At 72.1% G+C, this 18,658-nt stretch carries 17 protein-coding genes; 8 read left to right on the forward strand and 9 right to left on the reverse strand.

The annotated features are described in order from the left end of the window. Position 1 precedes the first annotated feature (1 nt). Both ACIBK5_RS42230 and ACIBK5_RS42235 read right to left on the reverse strand, forming a co-directional pair. Entirely contained in the window at positions 2-607 is a 606-nt protein-coding gene (locus tag ACIBK5_RS42230) for a hypothetical protein (RefSeq protein WP_399028592.1), read from the reverse strand. Between the two features lie 2 nt (positions 608-609). Beyond that, entirely contained in the window at positions 610-1,266 is a 657-nt protein-coding gene (locus tag ACIBK5_RS42235; protein ID WP_399028594.1) for a nucleoside/nucleotide kinase family protein, read from the reverse strand. Positions 1,267-1,361: 95 nt separating this feature from the next. On the opposite strand from ACIBK5_RS42235, the gene ACIBK5_RS42240 reads away from it, so the two are divergent. The 4 genes from ACIBK5_RS42240 to ACIBK5_RS42255 all read left to right on the forward strand — a co-directional run bounded on the left by ACIBK5_RS42240 (position 1,362) and on the right by ACIBK5_RS42255 (position 6,696). Continuing rightward, the gene (locus tag ACIBK5_RS42240) at positions 1,362-2,102 is read left to right on the forward strand and encodes an HAD family hydrolase (protein ID WP_399028596.1); all 741 of its coding nucleotides are present in this window, start codon (positions 1,362-1,364) and stop codon (positions 2,100-2,102) included. Next, entirely contained in the window at positions 2,099-4,462 is a 2,364-nt protein-coding gene (locus ACIBK5_RS42245) for a glycoside hydrolase family 65 protein (protein ID WP_399028599.1), read from the forward strand. The genes ACIBK5_RS42240 and ACIBK5_RS42245 overlap by 4 nt, the downstream gene beginning before the upstream one ends. A gap of 111 nt (positions 4,463-4,573) precedes the next feature. After that, a complete protein-coding gene (locus tag ACIBK5_RS42250; RefSeq protein WP_399028601.1) occupies positions 4,574-6,067 on the forward strand; it encodes a hypothetical protein in 1,494 nt (497 codons plus the stop codon). A gap of 137 nt (positions 6,068-6,204) precedes the next feature. Further along, positions 6,205-6,696: a DUF5709 domain-containing protein gene (locus ACIBK5_RS42255; protein WP_399028665.1), complete on the forward strand. Its 492-nt coding sequence runs from the start codon at positions 6,205-6,207 to the stop codon at positions 6,694-6,696. Positions 6,697-6,750: 54 nt separating this feature from the next. Here ACIBK5_RS42255 and ACIBK5_RS42260 read toward each other — a convergent pair whose 3' ends face one another. Next, positions 6,751-6,957 (reverse strand): hypothetical protein, encoded by a 207-nt coding sequence (locus ACIBK5_RS42260; RefSeq protein WP_189727596.1) that lies wholly within the window; start codon positions 6,955-6,957, stop codon positions 6,751-6,753. Positions 6,958-7,176: 219 nt separating this feature from the next. On the opposite strand from ACIBK5_RS42260, the gene ACIBK5_RS42265 reads away from it, so the two are divergent. Next, positions 7,177-7,413 (forward strand): chaplin, encoded by a 237-nt coding sequence (locus ACIBK5_RS42265; RefSeq protein WP_399028604.1) that lies wholly within the window; start codon positions 7,177-7,179, stop codon positions 7,411-7,413. Between the two features lie 95 nt (positions 7,414-7,508). Here ACIBK5_RS42265 and ACIBK5_RS42270 read toward each other — a convergent pair whose 3' ends face one another. Further along, positions 7,509-8,618, reverse strand: coding sequence for a PP2C family protein-serine/threonine phosphatase (locus ACIBK5_RS42270; protein ID WP_399028606.1), 1,110 nt, complete (start codon positions 8,616-8,618; stop codon positions 7,509-7,511). Between the two features lie 315 nt (positions 8,619-8,933). Here ACIBK5_RS42270 and ACIBK5_RS42275 point away from each other — a divergent pair, with 315 nt between their 5' ends. Further along, complete coding sequence (locus tag ACIBK5_RS42275; RefSeq protein ID WP_399028608.1) at positions 8,934-9,821, forward strand: GNAT family N-acetyltransferase; 888 nt, start codon at positions 8,934-8,936, stop codon at positions 9,819-9,821. Between the two features lie 32 nt (positions 9,822-9,853). On the opposite strand, the gene ACIBK5_RS42280 is transcribed toward ACIBK5_RS42275, so the two are convergent. Next, entirely contained in the window at positions 9,854-10,738 is an 885-nt protein-coding gene (locus ACIBK5_RS42280) for a Gfo/Idh/MocA family protein (protein WP_399028610.1), read from the reverse strand. A 193-nt stretch (positions 10,739-10,931) separates the two neighbouring features. Here ACIBK5_RS42280 and helR point away from each other — a divergent pair, with 193 nt between their 5' ends. Beyond that, positions 10,932-13,130, forward strand: coding sequence for an RNA polymerase recycling motor ATPase HelR (gene helR, locus ACIBK5_RS42285; RefSeq protein ID WP_399028612.1), 2,199 nt, complete (start codon positions 10,932-10,934; stop codon positions 13,128-13,130). Here the strand turns inward: helR and ACIBK5_RS42290 are convergent. The 4 genes from ACIBK5_RS42290 to ACIBK5_RS42305 are packed head-to-tail and all read right to left on the reverse strand — an operon-like array spanning position 13,090 to position 17,399. Then, positions 13,090-13,959 (reverse strand): sugar phosphate isomerase/epimerase family protein, encoded by an 870-nt coding sequence (locus ACIBK5_RS42290; RefSeq protein ID WP_399028614.1) that lies wholly within the window; start codon positions 13,957-13,959, stop codon positions 13,090-13,092. The two genes, helR and ACIBK5_RS42290, sit on opposite strands and share 41 nt — an antisense overlap. Further along, positions 13,956-14,978, reverse strand: a complete 1,023-nt coding sequence (locus ACIBK5_RS42295; protein ID WP_399028616.1) for a Gfo/Idh/MocA family protein — start codon at positions 14,976-14,978, stop codon at positions 13,956-13,958. Before ACIBK5_RS42295 ends, ACIBK5_RS42290 begins: the two co-directional genes overlap by 4 nt. A gap of 21 nt (positions 14,979-14,999) precedes the next feature. Then, positions 15,000-16,439, reverse strand: coding sequence for a sugar porter family MFS transporter (locus ACIBK5_RS42300; RefSeq protein ID WP_399028618.1), 1,440 nt, complete (start codon positions 16,437-16,439; stop codon positions 15,000-15,002). 9 nt (positions 16,440-16,448) lie between these two features. Then, complete coding sequence (locus tag ACIBK5_RS42305) at positions 16,449-17,399, reverse strand: TIM barrel protein (protein ID WP_399028620.1); 951 nt, start codon at positions 17,397-17,399, stop codon at positions 16,449-16,451. Between the two features lie 228 nt (positions 17,400-17,627). On the opposite strand from ACIBK5_RS42305, the gene ACIBK5_RS42310 reads away from it, so the two are divergent. Further along, positions 17,628-18,623: a LacI family DNA-binding transcriptional regulator gene (locus ACIBK5_RS42310; RefSeq protein WP_399028667.1), complete on the forward strand. Its 996-nt coding sequence runs from the start codon at positions 17,628-17,630 to the stop codon at positions 18,621-18,623. Positions 18,624-18,658: the final 35 nt, after the last annotated feature.

The raw sequence follows: 18,658 nt of genomic DNA on the forward strand, positions 1-18,658 counted from the left end.
GTCACAGGGGCAGGCCTACCAGGCCCCACCCGCGTCGTTCGGCCTCGGTCACCACCACGCCCCACTCGCGCAGCAGCACCGAGAACTCGTCGAAGTCCTCGATCCACCGTCCGGGGCACGCCGCGTGCGTGCCGTACGGCTCGCGCAGGCCCTCCAGCAGGGGCTCGGCCCGTGCCCAGTGCCCGGCCAGTGCGGACACGGTCGCGGGCGGGCAGGCGAGGAGGGTCCGGGGGTGCCAGGGGTCGGGGTCCGCGGGGAACAGTCCACGGACCGGGGCGTCCTCGGCGCCGGTGTCCCAGATCAGGTCCCGCAGGAACGCGTCCAGGTGCTCACGCGGTTCCGGCCCGGCGTGCTCCCGTACGTCCTCCCACGCCTGCCCCGCCCAGAAGTGGGGCTTGTAGGAGCCGGGGGTGCTGTGAAACTCGTACCGGCCGCACCAGGGAACATTCGGCGCGGCGGGCCACACCCAGCCGCGCTGCGGCTCCGCGTACCGGTCGAGTTCGTCCTCGGGCAGCGCGGCATCCTCGAGCAGCGCGTACCGCTCCCCGAACGGCGTCCGCTCGAGACGCTCCCAGTCGACCGCCAGCACGGTGATGTCCAGGCCCATGGTCACTTCTCCACGCGCGGCAGCGCCGACTCCGGTACCACCAGGTCGGCCCGTCCCCGGGTCGTGGTGACCAGTTCGGCGTTGGGCTGGTCCGAGCGCGACACCCATGCCACCGCCTCCTCGTGGGACTTGCCGAACCGCTCGTGCCGGGCGACGAGCCGGCGGAGGCGTTCCCGCTCGGGGAGCTCGCAGAACCACACCTCGTCGAGCCGGTGGCGGACCCGGGCCCAGGCGCCGGTGTCCAGGAGCAGGTAGTTGCCCTCGGTGACGACGAGCCGGGCCGTCGCCGGCACCGGGATCGCCCCCGCGAGCGGCTGTTCCAGGACGCGTTCGAAGCCGGGTGCGTACACGACGTCGTCGTGCCTCTCCTCGCGCAGCCGCCCCAGCAGCGCCGCGTACCCGGCCGCGTCGAACGTGTCGGGCGCGCCCTTGCGGTCCCCGCGGCCGAGCCGCTCCAGTTCCGCGTCGGCGAGGTGGAAGCCGTCCATGGGCACGTGCGCGACCCAGGGATCGCCGGATCCGTTCAGTTCCCGCACCAGGTGCTCGGCGAGCGTCGACTTGCCCGCGCCGGGGCTGCCGGCGATGCCGAGGATCGCGCGCCGGCCGCCCTGGGGGAGGGCGCGGGCGCGGTGGACGAGGTCGTCGAAGGCGAGCGGCACACCGCAGAGTGTGTCACCCCGTGCCAGGGCCGTCCGGGGCACGTGTGTGGCGTGCGCCACTCACTGGAGGCCTCCCTGCGGGGAACCGGTCTTGTATGACGCAGCTCGGTCTTCCCGAAGACATCCACGCCTGCCTCTTCGATCTCGACGGCGTCGTCACCAGGACGGCCGTCGTGCACGCGGCCGCCTGGAAGGAGATGTTCGACGCCTTCCTGCGCGAGCGCGACGGCGAGGACTTCCGGCCGTTCGACGCGGCGTCCGACTACGACGAGTACGTCGACGGCCGGCCACGGGCCGACGGCGTGCGTACGTTCCTCGCCTCACGGGGCATCGACCTGCCCGACGGAGACTCTGACGACCCACCGGGCGCGCGGACCGTGCACGGGCTCGGCAACCGCAAGAACGAACTGGTCCTGGCGAAGATCCGCACCGACGGAGTCGAGGCCTACGACGGCACCCTGCGCTATCTGGAGGCCGTCCGCGCCCACGGCCTGAGCACCGCGATCGTCTCCTCCAGCGCCAACTGCCGGGACGTGCTGCGGGCGATCGGCGCCGAGCACTTCTTCGACGTACGGATCGACGGTGTGGTCGCCGCCGAGCGCGAGCTGCCGGGCAAACCGCGCCCCGACACGTTCCTGGCCGCCGCCGAGGACCTGGGAATCCGGCCGGCCGAAGCAGCCGTCTTCGAGGACGCCCTGGCCGGCATGGACGCGGGCCGCGCGGGGCGCTTCGGGTACGTCGTCGGCGTCGACCGCGTCGGACAGACCGACGCCCTGTACGCGCACGGCGCCGACGTCGTGGTGAAGGACCTCGACGAGCTGGGAGGCCGGGAGTGATCGAGCAGCGGGCGTACGCCGTCGAGCCGTGGACCGTGCGCGAGACGGAACTCGACCTCGGCCTCCTGGCCCAGAGCGAGTCCGTGTTCGCCCTGTCCAACGGCCACATCGGCTGGCGCGGCAACCTCGACGAGGGCGAACCGCACGGCCTGCCCGGCTCCTACCTCAACGGCGTCCACGAACTGCACCCGCTGCCCTACGCCGAGGCGGGCTACGGCTACCCGGAGTCCGGCCAGACGTCGATCAACGTCACCAACGGCAAGGTGCTGCGCCTCCTGGTCGACGACGAGCCCTTCGACCTGCGCTACGGACGGCTCGTCACCCATGAGCGGACCCTGGACCTCAGGCGGGGCGTGCTGGAACGGGTCTGCGAGTGGACCTCCCCGGCGGGTTCGACCGTCCGTGTGCGCTCCACACGGCTGGTCTCCCTGACCCAGCGGGCGATCGCCGCCGTGGCGTACGAGGTGGAGCCCGTCGACAGCCGTACCCGCGTCGTCGTCCAGTCGGAGCTGGTCACCAACGAGAGCCTGCCCGAGCCGGACGGCGACCCGCGCGCCGCCAAGGCCCTGAAGTCGCCGCTCCAACCCGAGGAGGACCTCGCCTCGGGCACCCGGCTGCGCCTGGTCCACCGCACCCGCCGCAGCGGGCTCAGGGTCGCCGTGGCCGCCGACCACGTCGTCACCGGCCCCGAACGGACCACGACGAGCAGCGAGAGCAACGTGGACATGGCCCGGCTGACCGTCACCTCCGTGCTGGGGCCGGGGGAGCGGCTGCGTGTGGAGAAGCTGGTCGCGCACGGCTGGTCCGGCGTCCGCTCCCGGCCCGCGATGAGCGACCAGGTCGAGGCGGCGCTGGCGGCGGCCGCGCACAGCGGCTGGCGGGGGCTGCTGAGGGACCAGCGGTCCTGCCTCGACGACTTCTGGGGCCGCGCCGACGTCGAGATCGACGGCGACGCGGAGATCCAGCAGGCCGTCCGCTTCGCCCTCTTCCACGTTCTCCAGGCCGGCGCCCGTGCCGAACAGCGCGCCATCCCCGCCAAGGGGCTCACCGGCTCCGGCTACGACGGCCACGCCTTCTGGGACACCGAGGCGTTCGTCCTGCCCCTGCTGACCCACACCGCGCCGGGCGCCGCCGCCGAGGAACTGCGCTGGCGCCTCGACACCCTGCCGGCCGCCCGGGAGCGCGCGGCCCAACTCGGCCTCAGCGGCGCCGCGTTCCCCTGGCGCACCATCGAGGGCTCGGAAGGCTCCGCCTACTGGCCGGCCGGCACGGCCGCCTTCCATGTGGGCGCCGACATCGCGGACGCCGTCGTGCGGTACGTGGCGGTCACCGGCGACGAGAGGTTCGAACGCGAGGTCGGTGTGGAACTGCTGGTGGAGACCGCCCGGCTGTGGCGCTCCCTCGGTCACCACGACGACCGGGGCGCCTTCCACATCGACGGCGTCACCGGACCGGACGAGTACAGCGCGATCGCCGACGACAACACGTACACCAACCTCATGGCCCGCGCGAACCTGGTGGCCGCCGCCGACGCCTGCAAACGCCACCCCGACGAGGCGGCCCGGCTCGGCGCCGACGAGGAGGAGAGCGCCGCCTGGCGGGACGCCGCCGAGGCCATGCACGTCCCCTACAACGACGAACTCGGCGTGCACGAACAGCACGCCGGCTTCACCCGCTACCAGCGCTGGGACTTCGCCGGCACGGGCCCGGACCAGTACCCGCTGATGCTCCACTTCCCCTACTTCGACCTGTACCGCAAGCAGGTGATCAAGCAGGCGGACCTGGTGCTGGCGATGTACACGTGCGGCAGCTACTTCGAGGAGCACTTCGACAGCCACGCCGACGAGCAGATCGCCCGCAACTTCGCCTACTACGAGCCACTGACCGTGCGGGACTCCTCCCTGTCGGCGTGCGTCCAGGCCGTCGTGGCCGCCCGGGCGGGCCATCTGGACCTGGCCTACGCCTACACGGCCGAGGCCGCGCTGATGGACCTCGGGGACCTGGAGCACAACACCCGCGACGGACTGCACATCGCCTCGCTGGCCGGTACCTGGATGGCGCTGGTCGCCGGGTTCGGCGGCATGCGGTGCGCCGACGGGACCCTGCGGTTCGCGCCGCGGCTGCCCGAGAGGTTCAGCCGGCTGGCCTTCACGGTGGGGTTCCTCGGCCGGTGCCTGCGCGTGGAGCTGGCCGCCGACCGCGCCACCTACACCCTGAGCTCCGGCCCGCCCTTGACGCTCCATCACCACGGCATCGAGCTGACGGTGAGTGAGGACGCCCCGGTGACCCGGACCGTGCCCCCGCTGACCCGACGTCCGGCCCCGAGCCAGCCGCCGCACCGGGCCCCGAACGCCCGCTGACGCTCACTTCGCGTCAGGCACTTGGCCGTATTCCGCCCTGCGTTCCTCCATCTCGCGGGTTAGTTTGTCCTTGTTTGTCAGCTTTTAGGATAAAGGGACAAGGGGCGGAACATGACCGACGGCTCCAACGCCATCCTCGTTCGCAGGCGAAGACGCGAACAGACGGCCGGGCCGGGCGCGCCCAGCGGAACCCGGGGGAACAGGGCGCTCGCCGCAGTGGCGGCCGTCTTCACGCTGGCTCAACTCGCCCTGGTCCGGCCCGTGCTGGGCCTCGGCTGGGACGAGATCGTCTACGTAAGCCAGGTTACCTCGCACACTCCGGCGGCCTTCTTCAGCGCACCGCGCTCCCGGGGCGTCTCACTGCTCGTGGCGCCCGTGGCGTCCTGGTCGACATCCGTCCCGCTGCTGCGCGTCTACCTCGCCCTGCTGTCCGGCCTCGGCCTCTACCTGGCCCTGCGCGCCTGGCGGGGCCTGTTCCCGACCCGTGTCCTGGTCGTCGGCGGCGCCCTCTTCGCCTCCTTGTGGGTGACCCTCTTCTACGGTCCGCAGGCCATGCCCAACTACTGGGTGGCGATCGGCGCCCTGATCTGCGTGGGCTGCTTCCTGCGGGCTCGGCAGGAACGTTCCGCCCGAGCGGCCCTGTGGGGGGTCGCCGCCGGCGCCGCGCTCATGGCGTGGATGCGGCCCACCGACGCGGTCTACGTGACCGTGCCGCTGCTCGTCCTCGCACTGGCGCGCCGCCACGGGCGCCTGCTCCTCGCCCTCCTGGCGGGCCTCGCCGCGGGCGCCGTCCCGTGGGTGATCGAGGCCTACCTCGGCCACGGCGGCCTGGGGGAGCGCCTGTCGGAGGCCTCCCGTATCCAGGGCGGACTGGGCTGGTACTTCGCCGTCGACGACCAGCTGCGCAGCCTCGGCGGCCGGGCCCTGTGCCGGCCGTGCACCGGGTCGATGCCCAACCCCCTGGTCCTCATCTGGTGGTTCGTCCTGCCCGTACTGGCCGGCCTCGGACTGCTCGTCGCGGGCCGGGCCCGGCGCCTGGGGCGGACCCTCGTCCCGCTGGCCTGCGCCGCCACGGCCGCCCTGCCGTACCTCTTCATGATCGGCTACGCGGCACCGCGCTTCCTCACACCCGCCTACGCGCTGCTCGCGATCCCGGTCGCCGACGCCCTGTGGCACCTGGTCAGGACCCCGCGCGGCACCTGGCGGCCGGTGGCCGCCACGCTGGTCGCGCTCGGGCTGGCCGGACACCTGGCGGCGCAGCTCGCCGTCCTGAACGGGGCAGTGTCCCGCAACACCGAGAGCCGCCGCGACTGGGGCCGCACCGCCGACGCCCTGCACCGCCTCGGCGTCCGCCCGCCCTGCCTGCTCACCGGGCACGAGGCCATCCCGATCGGCTACTACACGGGCTGCTCCTCGGGCGCGACCTCCGGCAACAACGAGAACACCACCGCGGGAGCCATCCTGCGCACCGCCGACCGTCTCCCGGTCGCCCACCTCGCACCGGCCGACGGCACCCCGCCCCGCTACGCCCGCACCTGGCCCGTCCACCGGATCTCGGACCTGGACGTCCGCGTCGCACCGCGGCCGCCGAGGGACGGCCCCTGACGCAGGGCGGGCCCCGCCTCGGCGACGGCCTCCGTCGAGGTTAGAGCCCGCGTATCGGGAAACGCGGAACGGGCACCTGAGACCGACGAGTCGCCGCAGCGCGCGACAGGGAGGCAGAAGTGATGGGCACGGAACCGATGCGCCCCGAACCGATGGCGGACGACGCGTACCAGCCCACCGGGACCAACGAGGAGCAGGCGGACGCCGCACCGCTGGACCTGCAGGACGCCGTCGGCGAACGGACCTACGACGACACCCTCGACGAGGGCTACTCCCCGCCGGAGAAGCCGCTCGGCGTCAGCAAGAGCGGCACCACCGCCGCCGAGCAGCACGAGGGCGAGACCCTCGACGAGCGGCTGTCCCAGGAGGTCCCCGACGTGTCGGCCGAACCGGCCGGGGACGACGTGGGCGACAGCCCCGACGGCGACGGCGAACCGGTGGACCCGGAGGCGGGCACCGCCCGCGCCGGCCGCCTGGTCGCCCCGGACGAGGGCGCCCACGCCGACACCACGAAGGAGACCGTCGCGACCGACATCGGCATCGACGGCGGAGCGGCCGGTGCGGAGGAGGCCGCCGTGCACGTGGTAGAGGACGACAGCACCCTGCCCGGGGACGACGACAGGGCGTGACCCACCCGCGGCCGGGAGATTCGCCCCCTCGGCGGACGCCGAGGGGGCGGTCGGCTACGGCAGCAGCTTCTCGAGCGCGGCGGGCCCTTCGGCCGCCAGCTTGCGCCTGGCCCATTCGAGGTTGTGCGGGGTGAGGTCCTTGCCCGAGGCGAGGACCAGGTCCTCCGGCGACACGTCGGTGCCGGTGCGGGCGTGGAGCAGGCGGTCCGGGGTGGCGCGGTCCTCGGGCGGCCGGGACGCGTGGGGCTGTGACGTCGACATGTTCTCTGCTCCTAGGGTCCGGATCGCTGGGTGCGGCCCCGGTGCTGAAAAACGGGTCCGATATCACCATTCCCTGCGCGAGCGCGGCGTGCATCCGGAGAGCACGGACCTGGCCCGGGGAAGCCCCGGCCCCCCGTTCGGACGCCCACCGATGTCGCGTCGCCGCAGCCCGGGCGACGGTGGGGACACGTGTCCCCACCGACCGACAGGAGCTTTCCCATGCGCACACGTGTGACCGCCGCGTTCGGCCTGGCCTGCGCCGCCCTTCTGGCCTGTGCCGGCACGGCCAGCGCCGACGCGGAGGCCGAGGCCATCTCCATCGGCAACCCCGGCGTCCTTTCCGGCAACGTCGTACAGATCCCCATCGACATCGATGCCAATATCTGCGGCAACTCGGTCAACTTCATCGGCGCTTTCAACCCCGCCATCGGCAACAAGTGCTCGATCAAGGACTGATCCACCGGTCGTACGGCCCGCCGGCGGGGGGCCCCCCCCCCCCCCCCGCGGCGCCCCCCCCCCCCGGCCCCGCCCCCCCCCCCCCCCGGCCGCCGTCAGGGCCCGTTCCGCCGAGCGGGCGCGAGCACGAGCATCGTGACGTCGTCCCGTACGTCCGGGCAGTGCCGGACCAGATCGGCCCACACCCGCTCGGCCAGGGCGGCCGGCTCCTCCCCGGCGAAGCCCGGCAGCCGCTCCGCCAGCGGATAGAAGACCCCGTCGGCGTCCCTGGCCTCGGTGACCCCGTCGGACGCGAGGAAGAGCCGGTCACCGGCGCGCAGCCGCACCGAGACGACCCGGGGCGGAATCGCCTCGGCCAGGCCGAGACCGAGCGGCGTGCACGGCTCGATGTCCAGCTCGACGGCACGCCCGTCGCGCAGCAGCAGCGGCCCCGACTGCCCGCACGCCACGATCCGCACCACGCTCGCGTCGGCGGAGAAGCCGAGCAGCACCGCCGTCGCGAACAACTCGGCGTGCGGTTCGCCCGCCGAGTCCGTCACCAGCCTCCGGTCGAGCCGGGCCGCCACCGCCTCCGGATCCTGATGGTCCAGCACCGCCTCCCGGAACGCCCCGAGCAGCGACGCGACCGTGGCGACCGCCGAAAGACCGTGTCCCTGGACATCACCCATGACCGCCCGTACGCCGTAGGGGCCCGCCCGTACGTCGAAGAAGTCGCCCCCGACCAGCGTCCCGCTCTGCGCGGCCCGGTACAGCCCCGCGCACCGCACCGGCCCGACCCGCTCCCGCAGCGGCGGCACGACGGCCTGCTGCGCGGCCTCGGCGACGGCCCGTTCGGTGACCAGCTGGGCGTCACGCCGGCTGCGGACGAACGACAGCAGCACGCTGAGCACCGCCACGAAGCACACGGTGAGTAAATCGGTGCTGCCGGGGTCGTTCAGGCTGAAGACCGGGATGGTCAGCACGACCACGACCAGCGCCCCCAGCACCGCCGTCGCCGCCGGTCCGTGCGCGAGCACGGCCAGTGGCGGAATGGCGCCCAGCAGGAAGCCGATGTCGAGCGGCTCCGGACTGATCAGCTCCGCCGCGCACACGCCCGCGAGCAGCGCGGACGGCAGCACCCGCGCCCAGCCCGGCGGGGGCGCGCCGCGCAGCCAGCCGCGCCGGTCCCGGTCCCGGCGCGGCAACCGGCCGCGCACACTGCTCACACCACCACGCTGCTACGCCCGGCCGGGCGCCGCACGCCGGACCCGCGCGGGCACCCCGGGCCGGCAGGCGGGGCGTGGGCGTCGGCCGGGAGGAGTGGCCGGTCAGGCCGGAGGGTCCCTTGAGCCGGGCCGGGAATTCGATGGATGGTCCGTCGGCGGCCTCGTAACCTGTGGGGCGCACGCCCCGAGACCCGTGGAAGGAGGGCAGAGCCGTGCAGTTCACACTGTTCCAGCGCTCCCTGCCCCTCGTCCCCGGCGTGTCTCGACCGACCTGACCGGGAGCGCTCCGCACAGCATGCTTCCCGGAGGAAGTCCATGACCGACGTGGTCATCCGCGCGCTCGACGCGAGCACCGCCGATCTCTTCGACACCCTGCCCGACCCGCTGGGCGCCCGCGAGGGCCACCGGCAGACCCGGCACCGCCCCGACTGGAAACGGGTGGCTCTGCGCGACGGCACGGTCGTCGCCCGCGGCGCCTGGTGGGGCGGCCCCGACGACACCGAGCCCGTCAACCTCAACTGGTTCGACGTGGCGGAGGGCGAGGAGGAAGCGGGCGCCGCACTCCTGCGCTCCGCCCCCTGGCAGGTGGAACTCGAACTGAACCTGCCGGCCGGCTGGCGCGACACCCCGGCCCTGCGCACCGCCGCCGAGACCCGCTTCACCGCCGCACGGAAGGCCGGCTACGACCTCCTGGTCGAACGCCTGCTGTACCGGTGGACCCCTGAGCACGGCCTGCCCGAACGGTCCGGGCGCCTGGTGTTCCGCGCCGAACCGGACGACGCCGTGTTCTTCGACGCGCTGCGCCGGATCCACTCCGCCACCCTGGACGCCCACGCGCTGAAGGCCATCGAGGAGGGCGGACTCGACCGGGCCGCCCAGGAGGAACTCGACTTCTTCCACTGGTGCCCCTCGCCGCGCGAGTGGTGGCAGGTCGCGTACACAGCGGAGGGCGAGCCGGCCGGCATCCACATCCCGGCCCACAACCCGTCGGGCCCGTGCGTCGGCTTCATCGGGGTCCTGCCCGACCAGCGCGGCCACGGCTACGCCTACGACCTGCTGGCCGAGTGCACCCACTTCCTGGTCGGACAGGGCGCGGAGTTCGTCGCCGCCGCCACGGACCAGGGCAACTTCCCCATGGCCGCGAACTTCGCCAAGGCCGGGTACCCGGTGGTCAGGGAACGGCTCAACTTCCACCCGGCGTAGGCGGTCGTCCGGCGGCGCGGGCCCGAAAGCTTCTAGTGCGCGCCGCCGTTGAGCAGGTTCTCGGCCGCCGTGAGGATCTCCGTGACACGGAGGCCGAACGCCGCGTCGCACGCGTGCGGGCGGCCGGTGCGGGCCGCGGTGAGCAGGGCGTCCGCGGCCCGCATCAGCGCGGGGACCGCCCCGTCGGAGCTCTCCGGCAGGACCGCGACCCCGGCCTCTCCCCTCAACTCCAGTGCGGCACCGGCCGCCGCGGGCGGTGCCGTCAGGCTCAGGGTGAGGGTGCTCGACGCGCCGCCGGCGTGGTCGAGGACGACATGCACCGTGTCCCCGGGGCCGTAGGCGGCGGCCGTCACGCGCCGCACGTCGCCGAGCACCGGCAGCAGCACGGACAGGGCGTGCGGACCGACGTCCCACAGGGCGCCCTTCTCCCGCCGCCACGGCGTCGCGAAGGGGCTCTCGCTCGTGAACACCGCCCCGAGCCACTGCGCCCACCCCGTGAACCAGCCCCGCGCCGCCGCCTGCTCGGTGATCCACGCCTCCGGCTCGGGCTGGAAGCGGGTCGTGAAGAACACGACCGAGGCGACCCCCGCCTCCTCGACGGCCTCGACCACGGCCCGCCCCTGCTCCACCGTCGGCGCGAGAGGCTTGTCGAGCAGCAGATGGCACCCGGCCCGGGCCGCACGCGCGGCCAGCTCGGCCTGCACCTGCGGAGGCAGCGCCACGGCGACCGCGTCCACGTCGGCGAACAGCTCGTCGGCGTCGTCGTACGCCCGCACACCGTGCCGCTCGGCCAACTCCTTGGCGGCCTCGGGACGGCGGCCCCACACTCCTGCGAAGTCCAGCTCCTCGTGCCCGCTCAGTGCGGGCGCGTGGGCCAGCTGCGCCCACGGTCCGGTGCCCAGCAGTCCTATCCGCATGCCGCCGCCTCTCAACGGTGCCGAAACGTCGGCGAGAACAAGAACGGAAAACAAGAAAGGAAAACAAGAAAGGCAAGGAGAGATCTCCTTGCCACTCTCAACTTATAGCGCACAGGGGGCCTTGCGGCAAGGCCCCCCTGGTGCCGCAGACTGTCCGGCCTGAGCCCAGGACCTGCGGATACGGGAGCATGACGTGACCCCCCTGACCACCACCGCGTTCGATCTTCCCGACCGCCTCTCCCACAAGGCCGACCCTGCGCTGACCGCCGGAGACGAGCGGCACTTCGCGGCCATCGCCGAGTGCCTCGAGCAGTCGATCGCCGAACTGTCCGGCCGACTGGCGGCTGAGCGCAAGGCGCCCGGCGGCCATGGCCGGCAGGCGATGGACAGAGATGCGGAGATCCACCGGCTGACCACCCGCCTGCGCGCACTGCGCCGCTTCGGACTGGACTTGTGCCTCGGGCACATGGTCGGTGCCGACGGCTCCGAGCCCGTCTACGTGGGACGACTCGGCCTCACGGACAGCGAGGGGAGCCGGCTGCTGGTCGACTGGCGTTCCCCCGCCGCCGAGCCGTTCTTCGGAGCCACCCACGCCGACCCGATGGGCCTGGCGAGCCGCCGCAGGTACCGCTGGACCGGCGGCCGGATCAGCGACTACTGGGACGAGGTGTTCACCGCGGACGGCATCTCCGGGCACGCCGCGCTCGACGACCAGTCCGCCTTCATCGCCAGCCTGGGCACCGACCGCTCGCCCCGGATGCGGGACGTGCTCGGCACCATCCAGACCGACCAGGACGCCATCATCCGCGCGGGCTCCCGCGGCGCCCTCGTCGTCGACGGCGGCCCGGGCACCGGCAAGACCGTCGTCGCCCTGCACCGCTCCGCCTACCTCCTCTACTCCGACCCCCGCCTCGGGCACCGCAAGGGCGGCGTGCTGTTCGTCGGCCCGCACCGGCCCTACCTGTCCTATGTCTCCGACGTCCTGCCCAGCCTCGGCGAGGAAGGCGTGCAGACCTGCGTCCTGCGGGACCTCGTCACCGAGGGAGCCGCGGCGGGGGCCGAGGCCGACCCGGACGTCGCACGCCTGAAATCGTCGGCGGACATGGTGAGGGCGATCGAGAAGGCCGTCCGGTTCTACGAGGAGCCGCCCGCCGAGGGAATGACGGTCACGACCCACTGGTCCGACATCCACCTCAGCGCCCAGGACTGGGCCGTGGCCTTCGAAGCGGCGGAACCCGGCACCCCGCACAACGAGGCACGCGACCAGGTCTGGGAGGAACTGCTCACGATCCTCCAGGACAAGCACGACGGCGACGTGCCGGCCGACCTGCTCCGCAGATCACTGACGCAGAACCGGGAGCTGCTCACGGTCTTCAACCGCGCATGGCCGCTGCTCGAACCGGCCGACCTCGTGTCGGACCTGTGGTCGGTGCCCGCCTATCTGCGGATGTGTGCTCCGTGGCTCAGCCGGGACGAGGTCCGCAAGCTGCAGCGCGCCGATGCCCAGGCCTGGACGGTGTCCGACCTGCCGATCCTGGACGCCGCACGGCAGCGGCTCGGCGACCCGAGGACGGCCCGGCGCAAGCGCCGGAACAAAGCCGTCCTCGCCGACCAGCGCGAGCACATGGCGCGGGTCGTCGACACCCTGATCGAGGCCACGGCCAACTCGGGCGCCGACGGCGACGAGGGCGAAGGCCTGGTGTCCATGCTGCGAGGCGAGGACGCCCAGGTCAGCCTGGTCAACGAGGCCGAACTGGCCACCGTCGAACCGGATGTGCTCGCCGGCCCCTTCGCGCACATCGTCGTGGACGAGGCGCAGGAACTGACCGACGCCGAGTGGCAGATGCTGCTGCTGCGCTGCCCGTCCCGGAGCTTCACCATCGTCGGGGACCGCGCCCAGGCCCGGCACGGCTTCACGGAGTCGTGGCGGGAACGGCTCGAACGGGTCGGGTTCGACCGGATCGACCTCGCCTCGCTGAGCATCAACTACCGTACGCCGGAGGAGATCATGACGGAGGCCGAGCCGGTCATCCGGGCCGTGCTCCCGGACGCCAACGTCCCGGCCTCCATCCGCACCGGCGGCGTCCCCGTCGTCCACGGAGCCGCCGCCGAGCTGAACTCGATCCTCGACACCTGGCTGGCCGCCCATGCCGACGGGATCGCCTGTGTCATCGGCGATCCCGCCTTCCGGCCCCCCTCGTCCCGTGTCCGGTCACTGACCCCGGAGCTGTCGAAGGGGCTGGAGTTCGACCTGGTCGTCCTCGTCGACCCGGAGGACTTCGGCACCGGCGTCGAAGGGGCGGTCGACCGCTATGTGGCGATGACCCGGGCGACCCGGCAGCTCGTCGTCCTCACGAGCCCGCGAGCTCCTTCCGGATGCGGTCCAGCATGAACGCCGACGACTCCCGGGCCCGCTCCTCCCAGGCGAAGACACAGGCCGTGGCGACACCGTCGAAACCCAGCTCGCGCAGGGTGCCGAAGAAGGTGTCCCAGTCGACCTCGCCCTGACCGATGTCGAGGTGCTGATGGATCCGGGCCGGCGTGCCCGGCGGGTTGAGGATGTAGCGCAGTCCGCCGCCTCCCTTGTGGTTGAAGGAGTCCGCGATGTGCACGTGCTGGAGCTTGTCCCCCGCGTAGCGCATCATCGCCGCGATGTCCGCCGTCGGGTCGGAGCCCGACAGATGGAAGGTGTGCGGGGCGCAGTACAGGTAGTTCACCCACGGCTTGTTGATCGCTCGGACGAGATCGACGGCCGGGGTGTTCTCCTCGCAGAAGTCGTCCGGGTGGGCCTCCAGGTTCAGAGCGATGCCTTCGCGCTCGAACACCGGCAGCAGTTCCTCCAGCGAGCGCCAGAAGGCCGCCTCGCTCTCGGCGGCACGCTCGGGGCGACCGTTGAACTCCGAGTTCATCAGCGGGCAGCCCAGGTCGGCGGTGATCTCGATCATCCGCTTCCAGTTGCGGACGGCGGCCTGCCGCTCGGTCTCGTCCGGCGAGGACCACTTGTACAGCGGGAGCACCGAGGACAGCTGGACACCGTGTGTGCGCAGCGCGTTCTTCAGCTCCGCCACCCGCGCGTCGTCCGCACGCGGGTGCAGGAAGAACGGCATGAACTCGTCGCGCGGCGACAACTCGATGTACTCGTAACCGAGTTCGGCGACCGTGCGGACCATCTCGTCGATCGGCAGGGCACGGAGCATGTACGGGTCGAGGGCGATCTTCACGCGGTGCCTCCGTAGAACGTGGGGCGGGGCTTGATGTCGACGGTGACGATCTCTCCGCCGCCGCTCTCCTGGGAGCGGACGGCGGCGTCGGAGATGACGGTGGCGGCGTAACCGTCCCAGGCGGACGGTCCGGTGGGCTCGGTGCCGGCGGCCACGGTGGCGACCCACTCGCGGAACTCGGTGTCGAAGGCCTCCGCGAACCGGTCCTTCCAGTCCTGCAGCACACCCGTGCCGTGCCGGGCCGCGGTGCGGATCCCGACGGCCGCCGGGTCGGGCAGCCGGACCAGGCCGTCCTCGCCCACGACCTCGCACTGGATGTCGTAGCCGTACTGGCAGTTGACGAAGACCTCCAGGTCGATACGGACGCCCTCGCGGGTCTCGAAGATCATGATCTGCGGGTCCTTGAGGTGCCCGAACCGCTTGCTGGTGGCGCGCGGGGTGACCACCTGGGCTGAGACGATCTCGTCGTCGAGCAGCCAGCGCAGCACGTCGATCTCGTGCACGGCCGTGTCCTGCGCGGCCATCGCGGAGTGGTACGACTCCGGGACGGTCGGGTTGCGGTGGGCGCAGTGCACGATCAGCGGGGCCCCGAGCGAACCGGTCGACAGGACCTCCTTCATCTGGCGGTAGCCGGCGTCGAAGCGCCGCATGAACCCGACCTGTACCAGCCGGCGGCCGTGCGCCCGTTCGGCCTCGACGATCCGCAGACAGTCCTCGGCGGTCGTCGCGAGGGGTTTCTCGCAGAACACCGGCTTGCCGGCCGCGATCGCGTTGAGGACGTGCTCGGCGTGGGTCGGCCCCCAGGAGGTGACGAGGACGGCGTCCACATCGGGGGAGGCGATCAGGTCAGCGCCGGTGGGCAGCACGGTGGCGCCGATCCGGGCCGCCACCTCGGCGGCACGCTCGGTGTCGACATCGGCCACCGCCGTGACAGCGGCCCCGGTGACGACCTCGGTGAGCCGCCGGATGTGGTCCTGGCCGATCATTCCGGCGCCGATGACGCCTACTCGTACGGTCATGGATGACTCCTCGAAAGATGATCAGGAAAAGCGCGTCCGGAGCTCGGCCTCGAGCGACTCGAGGGTGCGGCCCTTGGTCTCGGGGACGTACAGCTTCACGAAGGTGAGGGACAGCAGACCCGCCACCACGAACAGGAAGAAGGTGTTGGAGATCCCGATCCCGGAGACCAGGGACGGGAAGACGAGACCGATCACGAAGTTGGTCAGCCACAGCACCACGGCCGCGACACCCATGCCGAAGCCGCGCATCCGCATCGGGAAGATCTCCGACAGCATCAGCCAGGTCACCGGTGAGATCGCGCCCTGCTGGAAGGCGAGGAAGGTGACCGTCATCGCGAGCACCGCGAACGCCCGCGGATCACCGGACGGCAGCACCAGGGAGAACACGCCGATCAGCAACAGGGCCGCGGTCGTGCCGAGCTGGCCGGTCATCAGCATCGGCCGGCGGTTGACCCGGCCGAGCAGCCAGATGCCGACGAAGGTGGCCAGCACCGAGATCACACCGTTGGCGATGTTCGCCGTCAGCGCGCTGTCGGCGGCGAAACCGGCGTCGGTGAGGATCTGCGTTCCGTAGTACATGATCGTGTTGACGCCGGTGATCTGCTGCACGATCGCGATGCCGAACCCGACGAACATCAGCTTCCGCACCCACGGCGTGCTCTTGATGTCCTGCCAGCCGCCGAGCTTCTCCCGCTCGTCCTTGACGGCGAGGGCGGAGACCTCCTTCAGCTCGGCCTCGGCCCGGGCCCGCGACCGCACCTGCTTGAGCACCTCGAGGGCCTCGCCGAAACGGCTCTGGGAGGCCAGCCAGCGCGGGCTCTCCGGCATCACCAGCATGCCGAACCAGAGCACCACCGCCGGCAGCGTCGCGATGACCAGCATCCAGCGCCACACCCCGCCGGACTCGCCGCCCAGCCGCGCGATGATCGCGTTGGACGTGAAGGCCAGCAGCTGACCGGAGACGATCATCAGCTCGTTCCGGGTGACGAGAGCGCCGCGCCGCTCGGCGGGCGACACCTCCGCGAGATACACCGGTACGGTCACCGACGCGCCGCCGACCGCGAGACCGAGCACGAAGCGTGCCACGATCATCACCTCGGTCGTCGGGGCGAGCGTGCAGCCGAGCGCGCCGACGAAGAAGAGCACGGCCAGCAGCAGGATGTTGCGCCGCCTTCCGCGCGCGTCCGACAACCGGCCGCCGGTCACGGCGCCCAGCGCGGCACCCAGCAGCAGCGAGCTGGTGACCATGCCCTCGGTGACCGGGGTCAGACCGAGGTCCTCGGTCATATAGGGCAGGGCGCCGTTGATGACGCCCGTGTCGTAGCCGAAGAGCAGCCCACCGAACGTGGCGATGATGGTGATCATCCGCAGCCGCCGGGAGACCGCCGGCGGGGTCTCGTCCGTGACTCCGGTGGCCGGGGCCGGGTCGGGGGATGGTGACGTGTCGTCCCTGAGGTCCATGGCCGCTCCTTACCTGTCGATGGCGGGGCGGCGGGTACCCGAAAGACCGCAGCCCGCCAGGTGCTCACGGGTGCTGACCGCGATGGGCAGCGGCACCTCGGGAGCGCACGGGTACAGGTCCTGCTCGACGATCACGAACAACTCGGCGTCGAGCCCGGCCAGTTCACCCACCACATCGGCCGGGTTGGGCACCCCTGCGGGCGGCGACACGCACACCCCGCGCTTCACGGCCTCACCGAAGGACAGGTCCTCGGCCGCGACCTGAGCCAGGATCTCCGGATCCATCTGCTTGATGTGCACATAGCCGACCCGCTCGCCGAACCGGCGGATCAGATCGAGGTTGTCCCCACCGCCGTACGCCACATGCCCCGTGTCCAGGCACAGGTTCGTGTAACGGCTGTCGGACTCGTTGAGCAGCCGCTCGATCTCTGCTTGCGTCTGGATGTGGCTGTCGGCGTGCGGATGGACGACCAGCCGTACGTCGTACTCCTCCAGCAGCAGCCTGCCCAGCCGGTCGGCGGCCCGGCCGAAACCGGCCCACTGCTCGGCGGTCAGCTCGGGCGACTCGGTGAACGCGCCCGTCTTCTCGTCCCGGTACATGGGTGGGATGAAGACGAGATGACGCGCCCCCGCGGCAGCGGTGAGCGCGGCGACCTGCCGGACATGGGCGAGCATCTCGTCCCACGCCTCGGGCCGGTGCAGCGCGCCGAACGCGGTACCGCCGGAGACCTTCAGGCCCCGGGCGTCCAGTTCGGCCCTCAGCCGCTGCGGATCGGTGGGCAGATAGCCGTACGGGCCGAGCTCCAGCCACTCGTAGCCCGCCCGGACCAGCTCGTCGAGGAAGCGGGTGTACGGCACCTGGTGCTCGTCCTCGGGGAACCACACCCCCCAGGAGTCGGGGGCGGAGCCGAGGCACAGGTTGCCGACGGTGGTACGGAGAGGGACGGGCGCCGTTGCCATGGTCAGTGTCCTTGAGGGGAGAGGGGGAGGGTGCCTGAGCGATGTGACGCGCGCTACTAGCGCGCTCTAGTCGAGTACGATGACCCCTGTCCAAATGTCATGTCAATAGGTTGTTGCCGGATGATTGCGGGGCCCCATGGCCCGAGCCCCGTGCGGGACACCCCGTAAGGTGGGCGCCGTCGGAGGGTGGGTTCACAGGTGGATGCATCGGGCAGGCAGCGGCCCACGATGGCGGACGTCGCCGAGAAGGCGGGGGTCTCCCGCGCGCTCGTCTCGATCATCTTCCGCAACCAGGCGGGAGCCGGCCGGGAGACGCGGGAGCGGGTCCTGCGCGTGGCTGACGAGATCGGCTACCGGCCCGACAGCGCGGCCCGGTTGCTGGCCCGTGGCCGCAGCCGCACCCTCGGTGTGATGTTCGCCGTGCACCAGACCTTCCACACGGATCTCATCACCGGCATCTATCCCGAGGCCGAGCGGCTCGGGTACGACGTCCTGCTCTCCGGCTCCACCCGCGGGCGCAGCGAGGCGAAGGCGGTCGAGGCGCTGCTCAGCCACCGCTGCGAGGCGGTGATCCTGCTCGGCCCGGACGCCCAGCCCGGCTACCTCGGCGAGCTCGGGCAGCGCACGGTCACGGTCTCGGTCAGCCGCCGCGTGCCCCAGGCCCATGTCGACTTCGTCCACTCCGCCGAGGGCAAGGGCGTCCGGCAGGCCATGGACCATCTCGTGGAGCTGGGGCACCGCCGGATCGTGCACATCGACGGCGGACGCGGTCCCGGTTCCGCGGAGCGGCGGCGTGCCTACCGTGCCGCGATGCGCCGCCACGGGCTGGAGGCCGAGGCCCGGGTCATTCCCGGCCGTCACACGGAGGAGTCCGGTGTCGAGACGGGCGATCTGCTCCTGGCCGAGCGCGACAGCGGACGGCCGTTGCCGACGGCGGTGCTCGCCGGCAACGACCGCTGTGCGATGGGTCTGCTGATGTCCCTCACCCGGGCGGGCATCGAGGTCCCGCGCGACCTGTCCGTCGTCGGCTACGACGACAGCCATCTCTCCCACCTGATGCCGATCGGCCTGACCACGGTCCGTCAGGACGCGGTCCTGATGGCCGAGCACGCCGTCCGCTTCGCCGTCGAGCGGCTGGAGAACGGGGAACTGCAGCCGCGTGAAGCGGTGCTGGACCCGAAGCTTGTGGTACGGGGGACCAGCGGGCCGGCCCCGGCGGAGTAGGTACGTCGCCAAGGCCGCCCAGGCCCGCCAAGCGC

Source organism: Streptomyces sp. NPDC050546 (assembly GCF_044457425.1).
GTDB lineage: Bacteria > Actinomycetota > Actinomycetes > Streptomycetales > Streptomycetaceae > Streptomyces.

Bases quoted from the DNA above. Each gene is read 5' to 3' on its own strand.
- ACIBK5_RS42295 (WP_399028616.1), bottom strand. From the start codon at position 14,978: ATGACCGTACGAGTAGGCGTCATCGGCGCCGGAATGATCGGCCAGGAC.
- ACIBK5_RS42260 (WP_189727596.1), bottom strand. From the start codon at position 6,957: ATGTCGACGTCACAGCCCCACGCGTCCCGGCCGCCCGAGGACCGCGCC.
- ACIBK5_RS42310 (WP_399028667.1), top strand. From the start codon at position 17,628: ATGGCGGACGTCGCCGAGAAGGCGGGGGTCTCCCGCGCGCTCGTCTCG.
- ACIBK5_RS42275 (WP_399028608.1), top strand. From the start codon at position 8,934: ATGACCGACGTGGTCATCCGCGCGCTCGACGCGAGCACCGCCGATCTC.
- ACIBK5_RS42250 (WP_399028601.1), top strand. From the start codon at position 4,574: ATGACCGACGGCTCCAACGCCATCCTCGTTCGCAGGCGAAGACGCGAA.
- ACIBK5_RS42255 (WP_399028665.1), top strand. From the start codon at position 6,205: ATGCGCCCCGAACCGATGGCGGACGACGCGTACCAGCCCACCGGGACC.
- ACIBK5_RS42300 (WP_399028618.1), bottom strand. From the start codon at position 16,439: ATGGACCTCAGGGACGACACGTCACCATCCCCCGACCCGGCCCCGGCC.
- ACIBK5_RS42230 (WP_399028592.1), bottom strand. From the start codon at position 607: ATGGGCCTGGACATCACCGTGCTGGCGGTCGACTGGGAGCGTCTCGAG.
- ACIBK5_RS42305 (WP_399028620.1), bottom strand. From the start codon at position 17,399: ATGGCAACGGCGCCCGTCCCTCTCCGTACCACCGTCGGCAACCTGTGC.
- ACIBK5_RS42280 (WP_399028610.1), bottom strand. From the start codon at position 10,738: ATGCGGATAGGACTGCTGGGCACCGGACCGTGGGCGCAGCTGGCCCAC.
- ACIBK5_RS42265 (WP_399028604.1), top strand. From the start codon at position 7,177: ATGCGCACACGTGTGACCGCCGCGTTCGGCCTGGCCTGCGCCGCCCTT.
- ACIBK5_RS42240 (WP_399028596.1), top strand. From the start codon at position 1,362: ATGACGCAGCTCGGTCTTCCCGAAGACATCCACGCCTGCCTCTTCGAT.